Below are 19,304 nucleotides of genomic sequence, written 5' to 3' on the forward strand. Positions count from 1 at the left end.
GCTATAGCAACTTCAGCCTTCATTACCTTCCCTTTGAAGGCTGAAATTTCGCGATTAGGACCACTAGGAACGTTCCATGCGCATCCGAAGTTCACTGACACAATCTATTCTGCTGTTCATCTCTTTGCTTCTCGCGAGCCAAGTTTTCTCTTACTACGCCGTTTTTAACTACGCGTTGATGCCGAGTTTGCAGCAGTTCAATAAAATTCTCGCCCATGAGCTCAATTTGGTGCTTGATGATGAAGGACCTTTAAAGTCTGATGCACCGTTAAGGCGTCAATTGTTAGAAAGATTAGGGGTGACGGTTCATAGTCTCGATAGCGATAAGGCGATTGAATTTCATCACGCAATGTCGATTGATTTGATGTCTGAAGAAATGAGCCAAGAGCTGGGTTCGCCCACAGAAGTGCGCTTATTGCTTGGCGATGAAAGTTACATTTTGTGGATGCACATCGAAAAGTTGCCGAACTCCATCATTCGTATTCCGTTATCTGAGCTGCAAGAAGAAGATTTTGCCCCGCTGTTTCGTAACAGCTTGATTATGGCGCTGCTGATCATTGCAGGTGGTTGGTTGTTTATTCGTTTGCAAAACCGTCCACTTTTGGCTTTAGAGAGAGCCGCGAAAGACGTCGGTCGAGGTGAGATCCCGCCCCCCTTAGCAGAGAAAGGCGCATCGGAGATTCGCTCTGTAACTCGAGCCTTTAATCAAATGTCGAAAGGTATTCAAGAGCTAGAAGAAGACCGAGCCTTATTAATGGCAGGGATTAGCCATGACTTACGAACACCTCTGACGCGTATTCGCCTAGCGACAGAAATGATGTCTCCTGAGGACAGCTATCTTGCGGAGGGGATCATTAGCGATACGGAAGAATGTAATGAGATCATCAGTCAGTTTATGGATTACCTCAAACCGGTGAACCAAGAATCGTTTGAAGCGGTTGATATCAGTACGATTGCCAGTGACGTCGCCAGTTCTGAAGGTGGTTATGAGGTTGAAATTGAAACAGATCTTAATCTTAACTTGCCGCCAGCCAAAGGAAGCGCGATTGCGATTAAGCGGGCGATCAGTAACTTAGTTGTGAATGCGCTACGCTATGGCAATGGCTGGGTCAAAATCAGCACTGGTGTGACAGCAGATAAGCAGCTAGTGTGGATTTCAGTAGAGGACAACGGACCGGGTATCGAGCATTCTCAAATCGCGAGGTTATTTGAACCCTTTACGCGTGGTGACACCGCTCGCGGTAGTGAAGGCACTGGGCTAGGGTTGGCGATTGTGAAGCGTATAATCAGCCAACATTCAGGCTCTGTGGTGATGCGTAATCGCAGTGAAGGCGGTTTAATCGCTCAAATCAGCTTTCCTACCAAGTAAGTCGACGATGGCCCGCACCCTTTAAACAAAAAGCCCAACCTAAATAGGTTGGGCTTTTCTTATTCTCAATAATCTTAAGACTCTTTCACTTCCTGAGGAAGTTCATCTTCGTCTTCCAGTTTCTCTGGCAGAAGTAGATTTAAAATGATCGCTGTGATGCCACCTGCTGCAACACCAGTTGAGAAAATACTCTTAATAAATTCTGGCATAAATTGCAGGATCTCTGGTTTTTGTGCGATACCAAGTCCCATTGAGAAGGATAAGGCCATGATCAGAATTGCGCGGCGATCGAGCTCAACACGAGAGATAATACGCACACCAGCGGCAGCAATCGTACCAAACATGACAATCGTTGCGCCGCCAAGTACTGGCTCAGGAATCAGCTGAACAAAGCTAGCGACGCCAGGAAACAAGCCAAGAATCACTAACATGCCAGAAATAAAGTAACCCACGTAGCGGCTCGCGACTCCTGTTAGCATGATGATGCCGTTATTCTGGCTAAACGTTGAGTTCGGGAAGCTGTTGAAAACGGCTGCGATTGCGGAGTTTAAGCCGTCTGCTAACACACCGCCCTTAATGCGTTTCATGTACACTGGGCCTTTTACTGGCTCACCAGACACTTCAGATGTTGCGGTAATATCACCGATGGCCTCTAGTGCGGTAATAAAGAAAATCAGTACCAGCGGAATGAACAGAGACCAGTCAAACGATAAGCCATATTGCATTGGTACGGGCAGTGCTACGATCTCGGTTGCGCCTAGCTGAGAGGTATCTACCATCCCCATAAAATACGCCATGATGTAACCCACTAGCATCGCAATCACGATTGAAGCCACACGGATGTATGGGTTTTTCGAGCGGTTTAAAATCACAATTAATCCAAGTACCGTCCCAGCCAGAGCAAGTTTGTCTAAGCTGCCGAAGGTTCCTTCATTTAATGCTGCGTAGCCACCGCCCATTGATACTAAGCCGACTTGAATCAGTGTGAGGCCGATAAGAGTGACGACGATGCCTGAAACGAGCGGAGTGATGATTCGGCGGGCATGCTCCAATACGCGAGATAGGAAAATTTCTGCAAATGATGCGACTAAAATCGTACCAAAAATGGCAGCCATCATGGTGCTGATGTCTGCTCCACCGGCTTTCAGCGATAGGCCTGCACCAATAATAGGACCTAAAAAGTTAAAGCTGGTGCCTTGAACAGAGAGCAAACCAGAGCCAATTGGGCCAACGGTGCGAATTTGAATAAACGAAGACACGCCTGACGCAAACAAAGACATGCTGATGATGGTATTCGTTTGGTCTGCTGGTACACCCAAAGACTGACAGATGATCAGTGACGGAGTGATAACCGCGACGAACATCGCCAATAAGTGCTGAAGTGCGGCAAAAATGGTTTGAGGCAAAGGTGGTCGATCGTTGAGTTGATAGACCAGTTCCGAAGATCGGTTTGAAGTTGTCATTGTTTGTCTCGCTAGTCGCAATATTTCCCTAGTTCTCGCTGAATGGGAGAGCAGGGTGGAGTTGACGTCGTTACCTGTGATTGCTGTTAATCAGAGTCAACTCAGGTTGGTGGAGTGTGATCTAACACACTTAAAAATTTGTGCGCGATTATAGAGAGATTTACTCAAAAAGCAAACGTTTGCTTTGTTTTTGGCGCATTAAAAAACGAGCCATTTGGCTCGCTTTCAATCATTACGCTTTGGAGTAAATATCCCGCTCACCCAACCAGCGATCGATAATCGCTGTTGCGTTAGACGGGTAATTGTCATGAATATGACGCGCAATGCGCTGAACTTCGGGAATCAGGCGTTGATCTCGAACTAAGTCTGCGATTTTGAAATCAGCAAGACCTGTCTGCTTTGTACCCAATAGTTCTCCAGGGCCACGAATTTCTAGGTCTTTCTGCGCAATGACGAAGCCATCGTTACTTTCACGTAGTACTCCGAGACGTTTTTGCGCGGTTTTTGACAGCGGAGAGTGGTACAGCAGCACACAATGGCTAGCAACGGAACCTCGGCCCACGCGACCTCTTAACTGGTGTAATTGTGCCAAACCAAGACGTTCAGGGTTTTCTATGATCATCAAGCTAGAGTTTGGCACATCCACACCAACTTCAATCACTGTCGTTGCGACCAGCAAATGCAGTTTATTGTCTTTGAAGTCTTGCATCACCGCTTGTTTCTCTGCCGGCTTCATTCGTCCGTGCACTAGACCAATTTTTACGTCCGGCAGTTTACGTTGAAGCTCTTCTGCGGTATCTGCCGCGGCTTGCGCTTCTAATACTTCCGACTCATCAATCAGGGTACACACCCAATATGCCTGCTTGCCTTCGTTTAAGCAGGCATTTCGGACACGTTCGACGATATCATTGCGTTTGGTATCTGGAATCGCGACAGTCTGGATTGGTGTTCGACCTGGCGGTAACTCATCAATCACCGACGTTTCTAAGTCAGCATAAGCAGTCATGGCTAACGTTCGCGGAATCGGCGTTGCTGTCATGATGAGCTGATGTGGATAAGCGCCTTGTTTTGCACCTTTCTCACGCAGCTCTAAACGTTGGTGGACACCGAAGCGGTGCTGTTCATCAATGATGACCAAAGCAAGGTGATGAAATTCAACGTGCTCTTGGAATAGCGCGTGAGTACCCACTACCATTTGCGCTTCACCACTGGCAATACGAGCCAGCTCGGCTTCCTTTGCCTTACCTTTGAGTTTGCCCGCTAACCAACCGACTTGAATGCCCATGGTTTCAAACCAGTTTGCGAAGTTGATAGCGTGTTGCTCGGCCAATAGTTCGGTTGGCGCCATGAGTGCCACCTGATGGCCATGCTCAATGGCTCTAACAGCGGCCAAAGCGGCAACCAACGTTTTCCCCGAACCAACATCGCCTTGCACTAATCGCATCATTGGGTGCGGTTTTTCTAGATCGGCTTCAATCTCTTGTACTACTCGGGTTTGAGCGTTTGTAGGAGAGAAAGGCAGTTGGGCTAAAAGCTGCGTTTTTAGTTTATTACAAGGACCGAGAGGTAGCGCTGAATCCTTCTGACCTTTGCTACGCACCGCTAGCATCGATAAGTTTTGTGCGAGCAACTCTTCCATGATCAAGCGGATTTGGGCAGGATGTTTGCCTTCGTCAAACTCATCTAAATTAATGGTTGGTGGTGGGCGATGAATGGTGTGCAGCGCTTGCGACATCGTGATTTGATGGTCATACAACCCCGCTGGAAGTAATTCCTGCACTGCGGTTTTATCAAGCAGGGCTAAAGCTTGTTCGGTAAGGTTGCGTAATGTGATTTGGCGTAAACCATCGGTGGTGGGATAAACAGGGGTTAAGCTCTGTTCTACATCGGGCTTTTGCTCGCTGACGTAAAACTTGTAGTCAGGATGAACAATTTCCAAACCCATGCCACCGCGCTTAATTTCACCGTAAGCATGTACTAACTTACCTTGCGTGAAATTGTTCTTCATGGCTGCGGTAAAGTTGAAAAAGCGCAGCGTGATAGTGCCATTACCGTCGCTGATTTTTACCGTTAGCATTTTGCGCTTACCGAAGATGGTGTCGACTGCCATGACCTTACCTTGCACTGCCGCCCAAAGGCCAGCATGCAGTTTGGCAATAGGGTAAATACGAGTACGATCTTCGTAGCGTAACGGAAGGTGAAACAGCAAATCTTGAACGCTATGTAAGCCAACTTTGGCGAGTTTTTCTGCGACTTTCGCGCCAACTCCAGAAAGGGAGGTTAATGGGACGGCAGATAACATTTGGGCGGACATAGAGGGCTCAAGAAAATGGTTAACATAGCAGTATGTTAACCATGGAGCTGTGTTTTTGTACAGGAAAAAATAGTCATGCTTTAGTTAGTGTCATGATTTGACTGATAACCTATCATTCCGAGGAGCTTTAGCGACATCAGGATTCTATTTTCAACAAGTATGTCGCTGAAGTTAACACTATCAGCATCTGTATATTTGAGAATTAGATCCTGAACCACGCTCCTTCGCCGCCGTTCAGGATGACGAAAGTCTGTTACTTGCTTTGCATCTCTTGCCACCACGCGTCATCGGCGATGATTTGACCTTCTTCATCGAGTGGTGGGTAAACGAGCCCTTTTCGTTTCGCGACCTTTGCCAGCACTGGGTGACCACGTTCAAAGAGAATACGGTTGATTGTCTCTTTAGGCAGAGCGCTTTCTTCTCGGTCGTACATGCCTGCGGCTTCACGTTGACGTTGCGCTTCATACAAAATTACGGCACTGGCAACCGATACGTTTAGTGACTGCACCATGCCCACCATCGGGATAATAATGTCTTGATCAGCAAGCTGTTTGGCTTGCTCTGAAGCGCCAACCTTTTCGCTGCCTAAAATGATTGCCGTTGGTTTGGTGTAGTCGATCTCGCGAAAATCGACGGCGGTGTCCGAAAGATTGGTCACCAAAACCTGCATACCTTGCGCTTTGAGTTCGGTAATCGCAGTTTCAATCGAATCGTGAGTATCCACTTCAACCCAGTTACGCGCGCCAGCTGAGGTATGGCTCAGCGTACGCATTTTGTCAGGCCAAATTGCGTGAACTTTGTGTAAGCCTGTCGCGTCAGCGGTGCGGATCACGGCAGAGACGTTGTTTGGCTTATGTACTTCTTCGAGACAAAGTGTCAGATCAGTTTGGCGAGTTTTTAGGACTTGGTGAATACGGTTGTAACGTTCTAGGTTCATATTTATTGAGGTATAAAAAATCGCCACCTAACAGAGTAGGTGGCGATAGAGGTTAGTTCTTTCTGCGTCTGACTCGGGTTGCTTGAGGCATTGCCTTAATCTTACGCATGATACCAGCAAGGTGGACACGATCTTTCGTCGTCAACAGCACAGTCACAGTGTATAGACGACCATCACGTTCTTCCGTTGAAAGGCCATGAATGTTTGATCCTGTTTTCGAGATCACGTTGGTAAGTTCTGCAAGAGCACCTTGGTTGTTAAGCATGTCGACTTTAAGTTCAGCAATGAACTCTTTATCGTAGTCTTCAGACCAAGCGACAGCCATATAACGGTCTGGCTCTTTCTGATAACCACGAACGTTCGGACATGTTTCTCGGTGAACAACCAAACCACGACCAGGCGATACGTGAGCAATAATGTGATCATCTGGGATAGGATGACAACAATTTGCAAACGTCAGCAATAAGCCTTCTGCGCCACGAATCGGAAGCTTCTTCTTCGAGTCCGTTGGGATTGAACTTGTTGTCGTGAGCTCTTCGGTGTCACCAAGGAGACGACGTGCGATCACAATGCTCATCAACTCACCCAATCCAATAGCAGCCAATAAATCATCGATGCTTTCTAGGCGAAGATCATTCAAGACTTCTTGGATATTTTCTGGATAAATTGAATCAATCGAGTGACGGCCAAGTGCGTGATTAAGTAGGCGACGACCTAAAGTAATCGACTCTTCACGACGCATCGTTTTCAGTACTTGTCGAATCTTAGTGCGGGCACGAGAAGTCACGACATAGTTCAGCCATGCCGCATTCGGACGCGCACCAGGGGCACTGATAATTTCCACCGTCTGACCGTTTTTCAATGCCTTACTCAATGGGTAAGGGTTACGGTCAACACGAGCACCAACACAAGAGTTGCCTACATCGGTATGTACGGCATAGGCAAAGTCGACAGCCGTTGCGCCTAAAGGCAATTCAACGATACGACCTTTTGGTGTGAAGACGTAAATCTCATCTGGGAAAAGATCGGATTTTACGTTTTCAATGAATTCGAATGAGTTACCCGCGCTTTGTTGTAGCTCTAACAGGCTTTGCATCCAACGCTGAGCTTTCACTTGCGCAGTGGTACCAGACTTGTCGCCTTTGTCTTTGTAAGACCAGTGTGCTGCGACACCTTTGTCCGCCATTTGATCCATATCTTCAGTACGGATCTGAACTTCAACAGGTACGCCGTGTGGGCCAACCATGGAAGTGTGTAGCGATTGATAGCCGTTCGCCTTTGGTACCGCGATGTAATCTTTCATGCGACCAGGACGTGGCTTATACAAGCTGTGTACTTGGCCTAAAACGCGATAACAAGTATCAGCGGTATCAACAACGACTCGGAACGCATAGATATCCATGATGGTGTGAAAGCGCTGTTCTTTGGTTTTCATCTTGTTATAGATAGAGAACAGGTTTTTCTCACGACCAACGACGCGAGCATTCAAGCCGAAATCTTGCAGACGGCCTTCTATTTCGCTGTGAATGCGTTGGATCATCTCTTTACGATTACCACGTGCGGCTTTAACCACTTCTTTCAGTACGCGGTAGCGGTTGGGATATAGCGCCTCAAAGCCCAACTCTTCGAGTTCGGTTTTGATATTGTGAATACCAAGACGATGAGCGAGGGGCGCGTAAATTTCTAACGTTTCACGAGCAATACGACGCTTTTTATCTGGTCGAAGCGCGCCAAGCGTACGCATGTTGTGCGTGCGGTCAGCCAGTTTGATCAGAATGACGCGGATATCTTGCACCATGGCCAGAACCATCTTACGAAAGTTCTCAGCCTGAGCCTCTTTCCTATCGCGGAATTTGAGTTTGTCCAGTTTAGATACACCATCAACCAATTCTGCGACAGTGTTACCGAATTTCTCTTCGAGATCTTCTTTAGTTACATCACAGTCTTCAATGACGTCATGCAGCAAAGCAGCTTGGAGGGTTTCGATATCAAGGCGCATTTCGGCCAAGATACGAGCCACAGCGACAGGGTGGATGATGTATGGTTCACCGCTAGAGCGGGTTTGCCCTTCATGGGCATCTCTCGCTACCACATAAGATTGACGCAGAGCCTCAATCTGAGGCTCTGTTAGGTATTCTTGGGCAACGTCTTTGAGGCTATCGAATAGATACAAATTATAGGCCCGGGAGGTTGTTGAATTCTAAAGTCAGAATTAACGGTTGTGAGCGATGCTGCTTACTGCCGCTAGCTCTGCCGCTTCTTGCTCTTGCTGTTCTTGACGTTCACGAGCGTCTAGAACTTCTTTAGTAATTAAACCTTCTTCGATTTCGCGTAGAGCGATAACCGTTGGCTTTATCGTTCTCTTCTGGCACTAGTGCATCTTTACCGCCAGTTTGCATTTGACGAGCGCGGCGAGCCGCAATCAGTACTAGGTCGAAACGGTTGCCAACTTTTTCAACAGCGTCTTGAACAGTTACGCGTGCCATGAGGACTCCAAATAGTTAACTAAAATTTTAGAATGACGAGAAAGTATACAACCTAACTACTTTATTTACTAGCAATTAGACAAGCCACCGTTTGTGGACTTTCTCAGGTAGTTTATTGTGTTTTTCGCACTGGGCAAAAAACGGGAAATTCTTTATGTTTTACAGCGTGACTTTTTTGAAGTTACTCTGCTAACAACGCGTCAAGCATACCTTTATATTTAGCAGCTTGCTTTTCTTCCTTCAATCTTTCAGCACGCAAGATAGCTTTAAAATCCATCAAAGCGGTATCAAAATCGTCGTTTACGATCACGTAGTCGTACTCGTTGTAATGAGAGATTTCCGACTTGGCTTCAGCCATACGCTTTGCGATCACTTCATCGCTATCTTGACCACGAGTGTTCAAGCGACGCTCTAACTCACCGTTTGATGGTGGCAGGATGAAGATGCTTTTGGCTTCTGGCATTTGTTCACGGATTTGGCGTGCGCCTTGCCAGTCGATATCTAGAAAAACGTCGATACCTTTATTTAGTGTTTCTTCAATCCATACACGAGATGTGCCGTAATAATTACCAAACACTTCTGCGTATTCTAGGAAGTCACCTTTAGCGATCAGGGCTTCAAACTCATCTTTCGCTACAAAATGGTAGTGGACACCATTTTCTTCACCAGGTCGCATGTTGCGCGTGGTGTGAGACACAGACACTTTCATTGCGTAGGTTGGGTTGCGTTCCAACATCGCTGAGATCAAGCTAGATTTACCTGCGCCGCTAGGTGCAGATACGATATAGAGAGTACCTTTGCCCATTGTACTGTTCCACTTTTGATTGGATTGATTGAGTGCCGAAGGAAAGTTCGACATTCTTATAACGATAGCACTGGCATTGAGAAATCAACCACCAAAGGGGTGGATATTGGTGATAATCCCGCCAGAAAAATGGAGGCGAAGAGTATCATGATCTCTATTTTGTTACCAGTTGATCTTTCTGTCTGTGATCGTCTCAGATGAAATAGTTACTTACGCCAGAGTGTTCCTAAACAGCGAAGAAGGAGCGTGATACAGGACTTACCATCCGCGCACTCTGTTATTAAAACCATTTCTACAACCGTTTAGTGTGCTGATTTTAGGTTTAGAGTCCCGATTTGGCTTGCGTGAGTGACTCTGGTTAAAAATAGGGGTTAATAAAGATAAAACGGAAAAAAGGGGAAGCTTTCACTTCCCCAGGCGTGCGACTGACTCACACTTAATCTTCGAATTATCCTTGAGACTCTAGGAAATTTATCCAAGGGCTAACGGTTGACCTGAATTTTGGCGATTGAGCAGCGCCTTTCATCGCCTGCAAGGCCTTTTGTGGCTGCTTAAGCTCGAAATAGGCCATCCCGCGAATGTATTCAAGTTCTGCCTTTTGCTCTTTAGAGGCACTGGATGCCGCGCTTTCTACAAAACGAGTTGCTTCAGAATACTGCTTGTCTTGTATCATTAAGCGAGCAATCTGAATTTGCGTTTTAGCAGAAGGAGCGAGGTTATATGACTTTTTATAAGCGAGAATTGATTTATCTAGCTCTTTAGCTTGCTGCCAGAAGCTGGCTAGGCGGTCATAGTTTTCCTTCGTCTTTTCAATGTTTCCAGCTGCCATTTCCTTTTCAAGAGTTTTGGCTGCTTTATATGGAATACCTTGATAAGCCAAGAAGTTTACAAAGCGTAAATATTCCTTCTCTCCTTCTAGTTTCCCCATTTTGTAAACCATTTCTAGGGTGGCTAGAGAGTTGCGTTCTTGACCTAGCTCCATGTAGACACCAGAAAGTTGCATCCAGTAACGCTTTTTCTGAGGGTACTTTGAAGTCAGAGTTTTGAGTACACTGGCAACGCTTTTCAGCTGGCCTAACTCGTAGTGAGATGCAACGAGAATTAAGTACCAAGACTCACTTGGGCTCTTGCTCATCGCGATGGCTTTTTTGGTTGGCGGGATTGCATTTTTGTAATCTTCCAACTGAACATAAGCGCTCGCTAACGTGATATAAGCATGAGCTTGAGGCTTCTCTTTGGTTGTTTCTGCAACCTTGAACCATTCCTTCATCGTTTTTACAGACAACGTATACTTTTCTTCAGCTAGGTAAAGCTGAGCCAAGCTGTAGCGAACTTGTTGAGCAACAGGAACGGGAAGTGCGTCGAGCTGTAATGCTTCGGCAAAGTATTTTGCTGCTTGCACATAATTGTCTTGTAGCGAATACAAAAAGCCAGTCTGCTGAAGTAAAACTGCTCGGTCGTATTTTTTCGAACTTGTGCTTTCTAAAGCGCTTGCTAGTTTTTCTTTCGCTGCTGAATATTTTTCAGTTGCGATCAACTCTTGCACTTTGTTAACGGTTCGAAATGTCCGATCTGATAACTGAGGAGCTTCTTTTGCCATCGTAGGAGCGGCCATTGCCACTCCTGCGAAGAGAATTAAAGAAGCCACTTTGCTTTTCCATAAACTTTTCATCGTGACTCCTTAATTGGTTGAGAACTCTATTTCTTGCGATAGGCGCGAGCTAACAGGTTTCCCGTCAACCAATTTTGGTTTAAATGTCCATTTAGAGACTGTTTTTCTTGCCGCTCGACCGAGGCCTAAGCGTCGTGGTTGCTCTTTAAGAACTTTGATGTCCTCTACGGCACCACGTGCGTTGACAGTAAACTCTAATAAGACGACCCCTTTTTCTATTCCTGCTTTCGCAGCTTTCCTAGGCATTTGAGGTTGGAATGTCGCTAGAGGTGTTGGACCTCCGCTACCCGCGAGTTGCGCACCTCCACCCTGGCTATAATGTCCAAGCACCGAACCACCTGTAACATTTACGGGTAGGTCAAGCTTTGGCATATCCATTGGGGTCTGCTCCATCACCGGTTTTACTGTCGCTGTCACTTTCATTTCTGGCGGCGGCGGCGGACGCTTAGGCGGTGGTGGCTTTGGAAGTTCGCGTTTTTTCTCCTGTATTTTTTCGTCTGGTTTAATGCGAATAAACTCGACCATACGCAGGTCATCATTCGACACTAACTCGTGGCGCTCTTTGTTTACTAGCTTGTCCATCCCCCAGAACAACCCGAGGGAGACAATGAGCGCCAGTGCAATTGAGGCCAGATACCGCATAAGCTTAATCCTTATTGGTTGCGGCAATGGAGATGCTTTCTACACCTGCCATTTTGATCTGGTCCATAACCTTCACGACTACGCCAGCATTTGCTTCTGTGTCGGCTTGGATAACAACTGCGCCATCAGGGCTTTCTGCACGAAGACGTTCAATATTCGCGCGAACCGCGTCCACTTCGATGCGGCGTTTATCAACCCAAACATCACCCGCCGCACCAACTGCGACCATGATGTTACCTTTTTTCACGGTTTGCGCAGAGCTTGCCGTCGGGCGGTTTACTTCTAGACCAGCTTCTTTTACGAACGATGTTGTTACGATAAAGAAGATCAACATGATGAATACGATGTCGAGCATCGGTGTCATATCGATAGCGGTTTCATCACTGCTATCACTGCTATAGCGTCTTTTCATGACCTATACCTCTAATTCCATTTACTCAGGCAATATGCTTTAGCTTATCTTCCAGCTTTTGCGTTGTGACTTTGGCTAAATGATCAAGACGTGAACTAAAGAACAGTCCTGATAGAGAAGCCACCATCCCGGCTAACGTTGGGATTGTTGCCTTTGAGATCCCCGAGGCCATTGCTCGAGGGCTTCCTGTTCCTGTTACCGCTAAGATGTCGAATACTTGGATCATGCCAACAACGGTGCCGAGCAAACCCAGTAAGGGACAAAGCGCAATCAACACTTTCACGATTGGCAGGCCCTTTTTATTCTCAATGTCCTGACGAGAAACAATTTCTTGTCGGATCATCTTAGCGTTCCAGCTCTGGTGCTCTGATCGCCCCTGCCATGAGCCAACGGCTTTTTTCATGGCTTTTGGAGCGACGGCAGCAAAATAGAACCAACGTTCTAACAATACTGCCCAAAGCATAAAGCTGAGGATGAAGATGGCGACGAGTACATCGCCACCCATTCCCAAGAAGCGCCTAATTGATTCAAGTTCTCCAACTAACCACCACATAACGCCTCCTTAGCTTTCGGCTTTATGTAGTTTTTCCTGATAGCGAGCGATGAAGCCTGCACTCTGTTCTTCAAGAGTTTGAACCAAACGACGACCTTTACTGTGTACGATGGTGTACAGGAACAGTAGAGGAATTGCGACAACCAGACCAAGCATCGTAGTAACAAGTGCTTCAGAGATACCGCCAGCCATTAGCTTAGGATCACCTGTACCAAATAGTGTGATTGCTTGGAACGTACCGATCATACCCATAACCGTACCCAGTAGACCTAGAAGTGGTGCTACAGAAGCGAACAGTTTGATTGAGCTGATAAAGCGTTCAATGCTCGGTGCGTTACGTAGGATGATTTCGTCCAGTTTCGCTTCCAGATCTTCAAGGTTGTCACCTTTGTGTTCTTGGTAAGCTTGGATAACTTCACCCAGAGGGTTACCAGGAATCACGGTTTCTGATTTCGCTTGCTTACGCATTTTACCGCCAATCACTTGAAGGCGTAGGAAGCAAACTAGAGCAATGATAGCGCCAACTGCACCCATACCAAGGATGACGTAACCTACAATGCCACCTTGATCAATACGTTCTTGAACGGTTGGGCTTTGTACAAGTAGAGACAGAATTACACCACGGGATGGGTCAATAAACAGTGGCTCATAGCTGTTTGACGCTGACTCAAAGCCTGCAACATGACGTGTAATATTGGTGCGAGGTTGTCGAGAGAGTTCTTCGAACTTACCTGTTTGAGGTACATAAGTAACGTACTTACCATCGGCAATCGCGTTAAATTCACCGACAAGAGTAACATCGCGAACCGCTTCTTTACCTTCGCCATAAACAACCGTTGCTTGGGTTGTTGCTGTCTCGCCTGAGGCAACCACTTGTTGAAGAATAGTATGCCAGAATGCTTCTAGCTCTTGCGTTGATGGCAGTTCTTTACTTTCAGCCAGTTTCGTTAGTAGCGCGTCACGCTCTGGGAACTGAACTGCGTTTTGAGAGGCTGCAAATAAGCCCTTAAACTCGCCCGCATATTGGCGGACCACACCAAACATTTCGCCCAAAGTACCAGAGCGAACACGTAAGGTTTCTGTTAGTTCAGTCAGCTGCTTATCGTTTTCATCAAATGTCGCTTTAAGTTGATCGCCCAGTGCTTGCTGTGAAGCTAGCTCTTCACGAGCCTGTTGCAATAATGCTGCTTGCTTATCTCGGTTGTTCTTGAACTCAGCTTCACGGGCTTTGTTCTCTTTTGACTCAACGATGCTTTCTGATTTTACGTTTTTGAGTAGTTCAGATAGGTTTTTAGGCGTTTCTGCTTGTACGCCTGAAGCCATAAATAAGCTCGCTAGTAGACCAGCGGCTAGAGTTTTGAATCCTTTCATCTCTTATTCCTCCCCAGCATATACAGGCAATTTGATTAGCGCTGGTGGCGCTTGCTTCTTCGCGATACGAAGGCCTTGCTGTACCGCTATGCGGTAGCTTTCCGGTAATGTTTCCCATTGACGTGTTTGTTGGTTCCACATACCTGTCTCACCACCGTCTGGAGATTGGAATAAAAGCGCCGTGCGACCAATACGTAGGAAATCGTAAGTCACGGTTTCCCCATTTCTATCTAGGCTAGCTTTGTAAGATTCAATTGAGCGAGAGAAGCCTTCTTCAATTTGGTAGGCTTCCATCACTTTACGGAATTTCTCAGAAGTCGTTACGTCGGCGCGATCCATGAGACGACGCAGTTCTTGGACACGTTTATTACGTTCTTTTTTCTGGAAAGGCAGATCGAGAGTCACAAACTCATCGAGTGCATCGATCATTTTAAGTGTTAGTGGCACTACTTCTGTTGCCGTTTGATCGATCTGAGCAATTTGGTTATTTAATGAGTCCAATTCACCTTGCTGTGATTGAACCATACGGTTAATTTGCTCGTTGTAGACTTTCATGCTGTCGATTTGACGTAGTAAGCCTTTGTATTCTGCCAACATGCCTTCAGTACTTTCGGCATAATTGTCGATTTTTTGTTGCGAAGCTTCTGAAGATTGATTTGCTTTTGCTTGTGTGGAAACGACAGCACCAGAGTTGGCCGCTATAGAGCTACTACTGATAGTAAGCAATGCTGCAGCTATGGCACTGAGACCAAATTCCTTGAATTTCATGGTTGCATCCTTGTCAGTGTTTTAGTCAGTCGAAAAGGGCGCGGAAAACCCGCGCCAAATATTTTTTAGAAGTCGTATGATGCCTCGACGTATAGTTGACGTCCGATTGGATCGTCATACCCAGTTGCATAGAATGGAGAGGTATCGCTTAGAGGATCTGCAGGCGGTACTTTGTCAAACATGTTGATAGCACCAAGAGTTACACGACCACTCTCGTTGAATTGGTAAGAAGCCGTTAGGTTCCACGTTGTCATACTAGCGATTTCTGCTTTGTAACCCGCTTTTTTAGCAGAATCACAGTCATCAAAGTAGTAACGGTTAGCGTAGCTTGAACACATACGGTCGCGGTATTTACCAAATAGGTTGATAGCGACATCTTCATATGCCCAGCCAAGATTTAACGTTGCGGTGTATTCAGGCATGAAATCTCTTTCATCCGTTACAGGCTCGCTGTCGTTTTCTTGATATTCAGCAATCAAGATCTTCGTTACAGCAACACGCGTGTTAAATGAGCCGAACTCATTAGTGTCGTATGCGTATTTGATCGCTAGGTCAATACCAGAACGCTCTTCATACGACTGGTTCACTGGACCATAGGATACCGACTTGATGGTGCCATCTGGGTTACGAACGACTTCAGTACCTGGGTATTTACCTGGATCGTTAATTACGTCTTGGTAAGTTGGTGCTGTTACGACGTCTTCCATCTTGATGTGGTACCAGTCAACAGTTACACCAAGATCATCCACAGGCTCCCACGCTAGGCCCAAGTTAATGTTTGTACTTGTTTCTTCTTTCAGCTCAGAGTTAGGGCCATTAAGCGTATCGAAGTACTGAGTATCACACTCTGGGTACTTATCTTTATCTTGTGGGCCGCTACCACCAGCGTTGGCACAAAGCACAGGGTCAAAACCAGAACCAAAGCCTCGAGTTTGATCACCAAATAGTCGCTTCAAGTCTGGAGCTCGGAAGCCTAGACCGTAGCTACCACGTAGCAATAGGGTGTCAGTAGGACGGTATGCTAGGGCTACTTTAGGAGTGAATGCGCCGCCAGTTGCCGAGTCGTCGAAGTAGTGGTCGTAACGACCAGCGACAGTCATTTCTAAATCTTCAATGATAGGAATAAGAGCTTCAACACCAAGACCAATCTGATCGCGGTCACCGCCGCCTGATGTTCCACCTAGACCAGAGAAACCACCAGCTGCTGTTGTAGCATCAATCGTCTCATTGTAGTCAGTACGGTTCCATTCACCATAAACAGCAAAGCCAGACATACCTGCAGGAAGTTCAACCAAATCACCAGCCAGTGAGCCGTTAATAGAGTAAAGCTTTGAGTAAGCTTCTTTGCTTGAAGTGCCGCTGTATTTGTCTACAACGTCTTGTGAGATAGGCCCTAGAAGATCGACATCACCATTTTGTACAGCTTGGTCGAGAGTTAGAAAGATTGCTGGGTTGCTTGTTTCAACGCTTTGCTCAGAGTAACCAGCGGATAGGTCCCAATCATACGTATCAGCAAGCAGGCCGTTCAAGCCTAAGGTTAAGCCAAAAGAATCGGCTTCAGTGTTACTTTCGCGTGGTCCAAATTCGACCATACGGCGAGTGTATTCGCCTTCGCCGCGGAAGTGAGTGGCATCAACTTCAACGCTGTAAGGGTTAGGTTCGAATTCAGATTCTGTAGACTTGTAGCCAAAACGGGCTTCTGCCATGGCAGTGACATTGTCGTTAATGTCCATTTCACCACGTAAAAGTAGGTCTACTTGTTTGTTTTCTGGTTTTAATGTTCGGTATGCAGAGCGGTTAACACCACACTTTCCATCCGCTCGTTCAATCGCGGCATCACCAACGACTTCTTTACATGAAGAACCAGCATCAGCTGGTGTTAGAAGTGTTCCGTTGGCGCCTTCAAAGTTTGCACCGTAGCTAGAGTAGCCACTTAGCTGAGAACGGCTAGAACCGTCATCGCCAGCCCAATCATCTCGGTCAGATTGCTTTAGCATTTCGTTGCCCGCAAATTGGCCAACGAAGAGAATACGTTTGTCGTCAAAGTTTTTGCCAGCTACAACGTCTAAACGACCATTTTGGTAACCACCATCCGTCGCGTCACCCGCGCGTACTTTTACAGAAACGCCATCAAAGTCTTTCTTTAAAATGAAGTTTACGACACCACCGATTGCGTCGGAGCCGTAGATAGCAGAACCTGAGTCGGTCATTACTTCAACACGCTCAATAGCGGCGACAGGGATTTGGCCGATATCTTGGAAGTTAGATGTACCATCTTGTGCTAGCGGGTATTGAGGAAGACGACGGCCATCAATAAGAATCAATGTGCGTGACGCGCCAAGGCCACGTAAGTTGACTGACTGCGCTGCTGGTGTAAACGAGAAAGAGTCTGTTTGAGCCATTACACCACCTGTGTTTTGGGTCAAACTGTTCAATACGTCTTGCGCGCTGTTAAAGCCTTTAGACTCAATGTCTTTACTATTAATAACAGTAACTGGTGAAGGACCTTCCATATCCGTCGTGGAGATACGCGAACCAGTAACTTTCATCTTTTGAAGTTTTTCAACTTGCTGCTCTTCTGCCAGTGCTGTTGCTGGGGCTGCAACTGCTGCTGTCCCCAAAGCAAGGCTTATCGCAACAGATAAAGCGGTTGTGTTTTTATACATCCTTGTTGCTCCGATTATTATTATTTCCTATGTCTGGCCGCATAGCGGCCAAATGTGACGTTAATATTTCGTTAACGTTCGGCCAATGTATAACCGAGATGAAAAAAGGAAGTCAAACCAGTGGTAAACGGGGATGCTTAAATGTAAAAAAGATGTAAATAACCAGGCTTTATTTAAAAGGCGGAATAAAAACCGAATAAGGTTTATGAATCGAGATTAAATTTCAATAAAACACCGTATTTTGTGTTTCTTATAAACTTTAATGACTTATCTTGCCTATGGTTTTTTAGTGGGTAATTGAATCTGGAAAAAGATATTTTTCCAGTGAATTGTTCTGAGATGAGTTTTATATCGAATCCATACTTTGTTAGCTCGAACTTATTAGGTGGTATCAAAATATGATACCCATTGCGGTTAAAGGGCTCACTCGTATTTTTAGGTCAAATATAACCTTGGATTATGTGTCTATTTATGTGTGTAGGGTGCATTTTTATGTAGGGTTTTGGCTCTAAACAGCCTAGATTGATATTCTGTATGAATTATTTTTGTGGTTTTTTATAATTTTTTACAAAAACATTTCTGTTTTTCGACATCGAAGGAAGTTTGTCATGTTTTGGTTTCAAACACTTGAAGCTGATGTGGATTCAAGATAAATATGACGCTGAAATTATTGCAGTAGTAGAAAAGTCTAGCTCTTGAGGCGCAGGGAGTGTGCTTCAACAGTTTTAGTTACTACGAGATAAATATGCACCATTTTGGGCGGAAAATATCCTCTTTCACTCCGTTTGAACTGGACAGTAGACAAGGAGCAAGTTGTATATGCTGTCGTACTTTTTACGCCGTTTGGCGTTGGTTATCCCAACGTTTCTCGGGATAACTATTCTCATCTTTGCTATCACTCGTTTCGTGCCTGGCGGACCTGTTGAACGCATGTTGTCACAAATGCAGTCTCAGGGAGATGGCGCCGCATCAATGACGTCTGCGGGTGGTAATACGGCCCTTTCTGACGATCAAATCGCGGAGCTGAATGCGTTTTATGGCCTGGATAAACCTGTAACGGAAGCGTACGTCGAGTGGTTAAGTCGTTTGGTAATGCTAGATCTTGGCGAGTCGACGCGTTACTACGAGCCTGTCTCGGATATGATCGCAGAGCGTTTGCCAGTGTCGTTGTTTTATGGCGGCATGACCTTCTTTATTAGTTATTTTATCTCGATTCCTCTTGGTTACTATAAGGCGCTCAAGCACGGTTCTGTGTTTGATTCCGCCTCTTCAGTACTCATTTTCGTAGGCTACGCGCTACCAGGTTATGTGGTGGGTGTATTGCTGATCACGTTATTTAGTTATCACTTGGAATGGTTTCCGATGGGAGGCTTTGTCGGCGATGACTTCGACGATTACGAAACCTTCTTTGAACGCGCTAAAGACATTATGTGGCATGCGGTGTTGCCTTTGATCTGTTACCTCATTGGTGATTTTGCCACGCTGACGATGACAATGAAAAATAACCTGATGGAAAACCTTTCCTCAGATTACATCCGCACCGCAATTGCGAAAGGATTACCTTTCAAAAAAGCAGTTCGTAAGCACGCGTTGCGTAACAGCTTAATTCCGATCGCGAGTCACTTTGGTAACTCTTTGTTGTTCTTCATGACCGGTGCCTTCCTGATTGAAGTTATCTTCAATATTGATGGCATTGGCTTATTGGGTTACGAATCAATCATGGAGCGTGATTACCCTGTTGTTATGGGTATTGTCGCCATTAATGCGCTGTTGCTGCTCATTGGTAACATTATTTCAGATATTTGTGTTGCTTTAGTCGACCCACGTGTGAAGTTTGGAGCGTAAC

14 protein-coding genes and 1 pseudogene are annotated in these 19,304 nt (G+C 46.0%); 2 read left to right on the top strand and 13 right to left on the bottom strand.

The annotated features are described in order from the left end of the window. The first annotated feature begins 76 nt into the window (after window positions 1–76). On the top strand, window positions 77–1,369 hold the full coding sequence (envZ, locus tag N646_RS11665) for a two-component system sensor histidine kinase EnvZ (protein WP_017820700.1): 1,293 nt from the start codon (window positions 77–79) through the stop codon (window positions 1,367–1,369). 74 nt (window positions 1,370–1,443) lie between these two features. Here the strand turns inward: envZ and N646_RS11670 are convergent, their stop codons facing one another. From N646_RS11670 to N646_RS11730, 13 genes and pseudogenes are all read right to left on the bottom strand, one after another. Continuing rightward, window positions 1,444–2,832 carry a uracil-xanthine permease family protein gene (locus N646_RS11670; RefSeq protein WP_005379335.1) on the bottom strand — a complete coding sequence of 463 codons (1,389 nt, stop codon included), beginning with the start codon at window positions 2,830–2,832 and terminating at the stop codon, window positions 1,444–1,446. A 232-nt stretch (window positions 2,833–3,064) separates the two neighbouring features. Then, on the bottom strand, window positions 3,065–5,146 hold the full coding sequence (gene recG, locus N646_RS11675; RefSeq protein WP_017820701.1) for an ATP-dependent DNA helicase RecG: 2,082 nt from the start codon (window positions 5,144–5,146) through the stop codon (window positions 3,065–3,067). 253 nt (window positions 5,147–5,399) lie between these two features. Then, complete coding sequence (trmH, locus tag N646_RS11680; RefSeq protein ID WP_017820702.1) at window positions 5,400–6,083, bottom strand: tRNA (guanosine(18)-2'-O)-methyltransferase TrmH; 684 nt, start codon at window positions 6,081–6,083, stop codon at window positions 5,400–5,402. 52 nt (window positions 6,084–6,135) lie between these two features. Continuing rightward, window positions 6,136–8,256 carry a bifunctional GTP diphosphokinase/guanosine-3',5'-bis pyrophosphate 3'-pyrophosphohydrolase gene (gene spoT, locus N646_RS11685; RefSeq protein ID WP_005379340.1) on the bottom strand — a complete coding sequence of 707 codons (2,121 nt, stop codon included), beginning with the start codon at window positions 8,254–8,256 and terminating at the stop codon, window positions 6,136–6,138. Window positions 8,257–8,295: 39 nt separating this feature from the next. Next, a pseudogene (gene rpoZ, locus N646_RS11690) lies at window positions 8,296–8,569 on the bottom strand (DNA-directed RNA polymerase subunit omega). A 181-nt stretch (window positions 8,570–8,750) separates the two neighbouring features. Further along, window positions 8,751–9,374: a guanylate kinase gene (gmk, locus tag N646_RS11695; RefSeq protein ID WP_005379347.1), complete on the bottom strand. Its 624-nt coding sequence runs from the start codon at window positions 9,372–9,374 to the stop codon at window positions 8,751–8,753. A gap of 448 nt (window positions 9,375–9,822) precedes the next feature. Next, entirely contained in the window at window positions 9,823–11,046 is a 1,224-nt protein-coding gene (locus N646_RS11700; RefSeq protein ID WP_005379348.1) for a tetratricopeptide repeat protein, read from the bottom strand. A 9-nt stretch (window positions 11,047–11,055) separates the two neighbouring features. Then, window positions 11,056–11,688: an energy transducer TonB gene (locus tag N646_RS11705; protein WP_005379353.1), complete on the bottom strand. Its 633-nt coding sequence runs from the start codon at window positions 11,686–11,688 to the stop codon at window positions 11,056–11,058. 4 nt (window positions 11,689–11,692) lie between these two features. Continuing rightward, window positions 11,693–12,100, bottom strand: coding sequence for an ExbD/TolR family protein (locus N646_RS11710; RefSeq protein ID WP_005379359.1), 408 nt, complete (start codon window positions 12,098–12,100; stop codon window positions 11,693–11,695). 25 nt (window positions 12,101–12,125) lie between these two features. After that, complete coding sequence (locus N646_RS11715) at window positions 12,126–12,653, bottom strand: MotA/TolQ/ExbB proton channel family protein (RefSeq protein WP_005379363.1); 528 nt, start codon at window positions 12,651–12,653, stop codon at window positions 12,126–12,128. Window positions 12,654–12,662: 9 nt separating this feature from the next. Then, window positions 12,663–14,024, bottom strand: a complete 1,362-nt coding sequence (locus N646_RS11720) for a MotA/TolQ/ExbB proton channel family protein (RefSeq protein WP_017634999.1) — start codon at window positions 14,022–14,024, stop codon at window positions 12,663–12,665. Between the two features lie 3 nt (window positions 14,025–14,027). Then, window positions 14,028–14,792 (bottom strand): DUF3450 domain-containing protein, encoded by a 765-nt coding sequence (locus N646_RS11725; protein WP_005379365.1) that lies wholly within the window; start codon window positions 14,790–14,792, stop codon window positions 14,028–14,030. Between the two features lie 65 nt (window positions 14,793–14,857). Then, window positions 14,858–17,458: a TonB-dependent receptor plug domain-containing protein gene (locus N646_RS11730; protein WP_017820703.1), complete on the bottom strand. Its 2,601-nt coding sequence runs from the start codon at window positions 17,456–17,458 to the stop codon at window positions 14,858–14,860. Between the two features lie 819 nt (window positions 17,459–18,277). Between N646_RS11730 and N646_RS11735 the strand changes: the two genes are divergently transcribed. Further along, window positions 18,278–19,303 carry an ABC transporter permease subunit gene (locus N646_RS11735; protein ID WP_005384771.1) on the top strand — a complete coding sequence of 342 codons (1,026 nt, stop codon included), beginning with the start codon at window positions 18,278–18,280 and terminating at the stop codon, window positions 19,301–19,303. Window position 19,304: the final 1 nt, after the last annotated feature.

The sequence above is a fragment of the Vibrio alginolyticus NBRC 15630 = ATCC 17749 genome, from assembly GCF_000354175.2.
GTDB lineage: Bacteria > Pseudomonadota > Gammaproteobacteria > Enterobacterales > Vibrionaceae > Vibrio > Vibrio alginolyticus.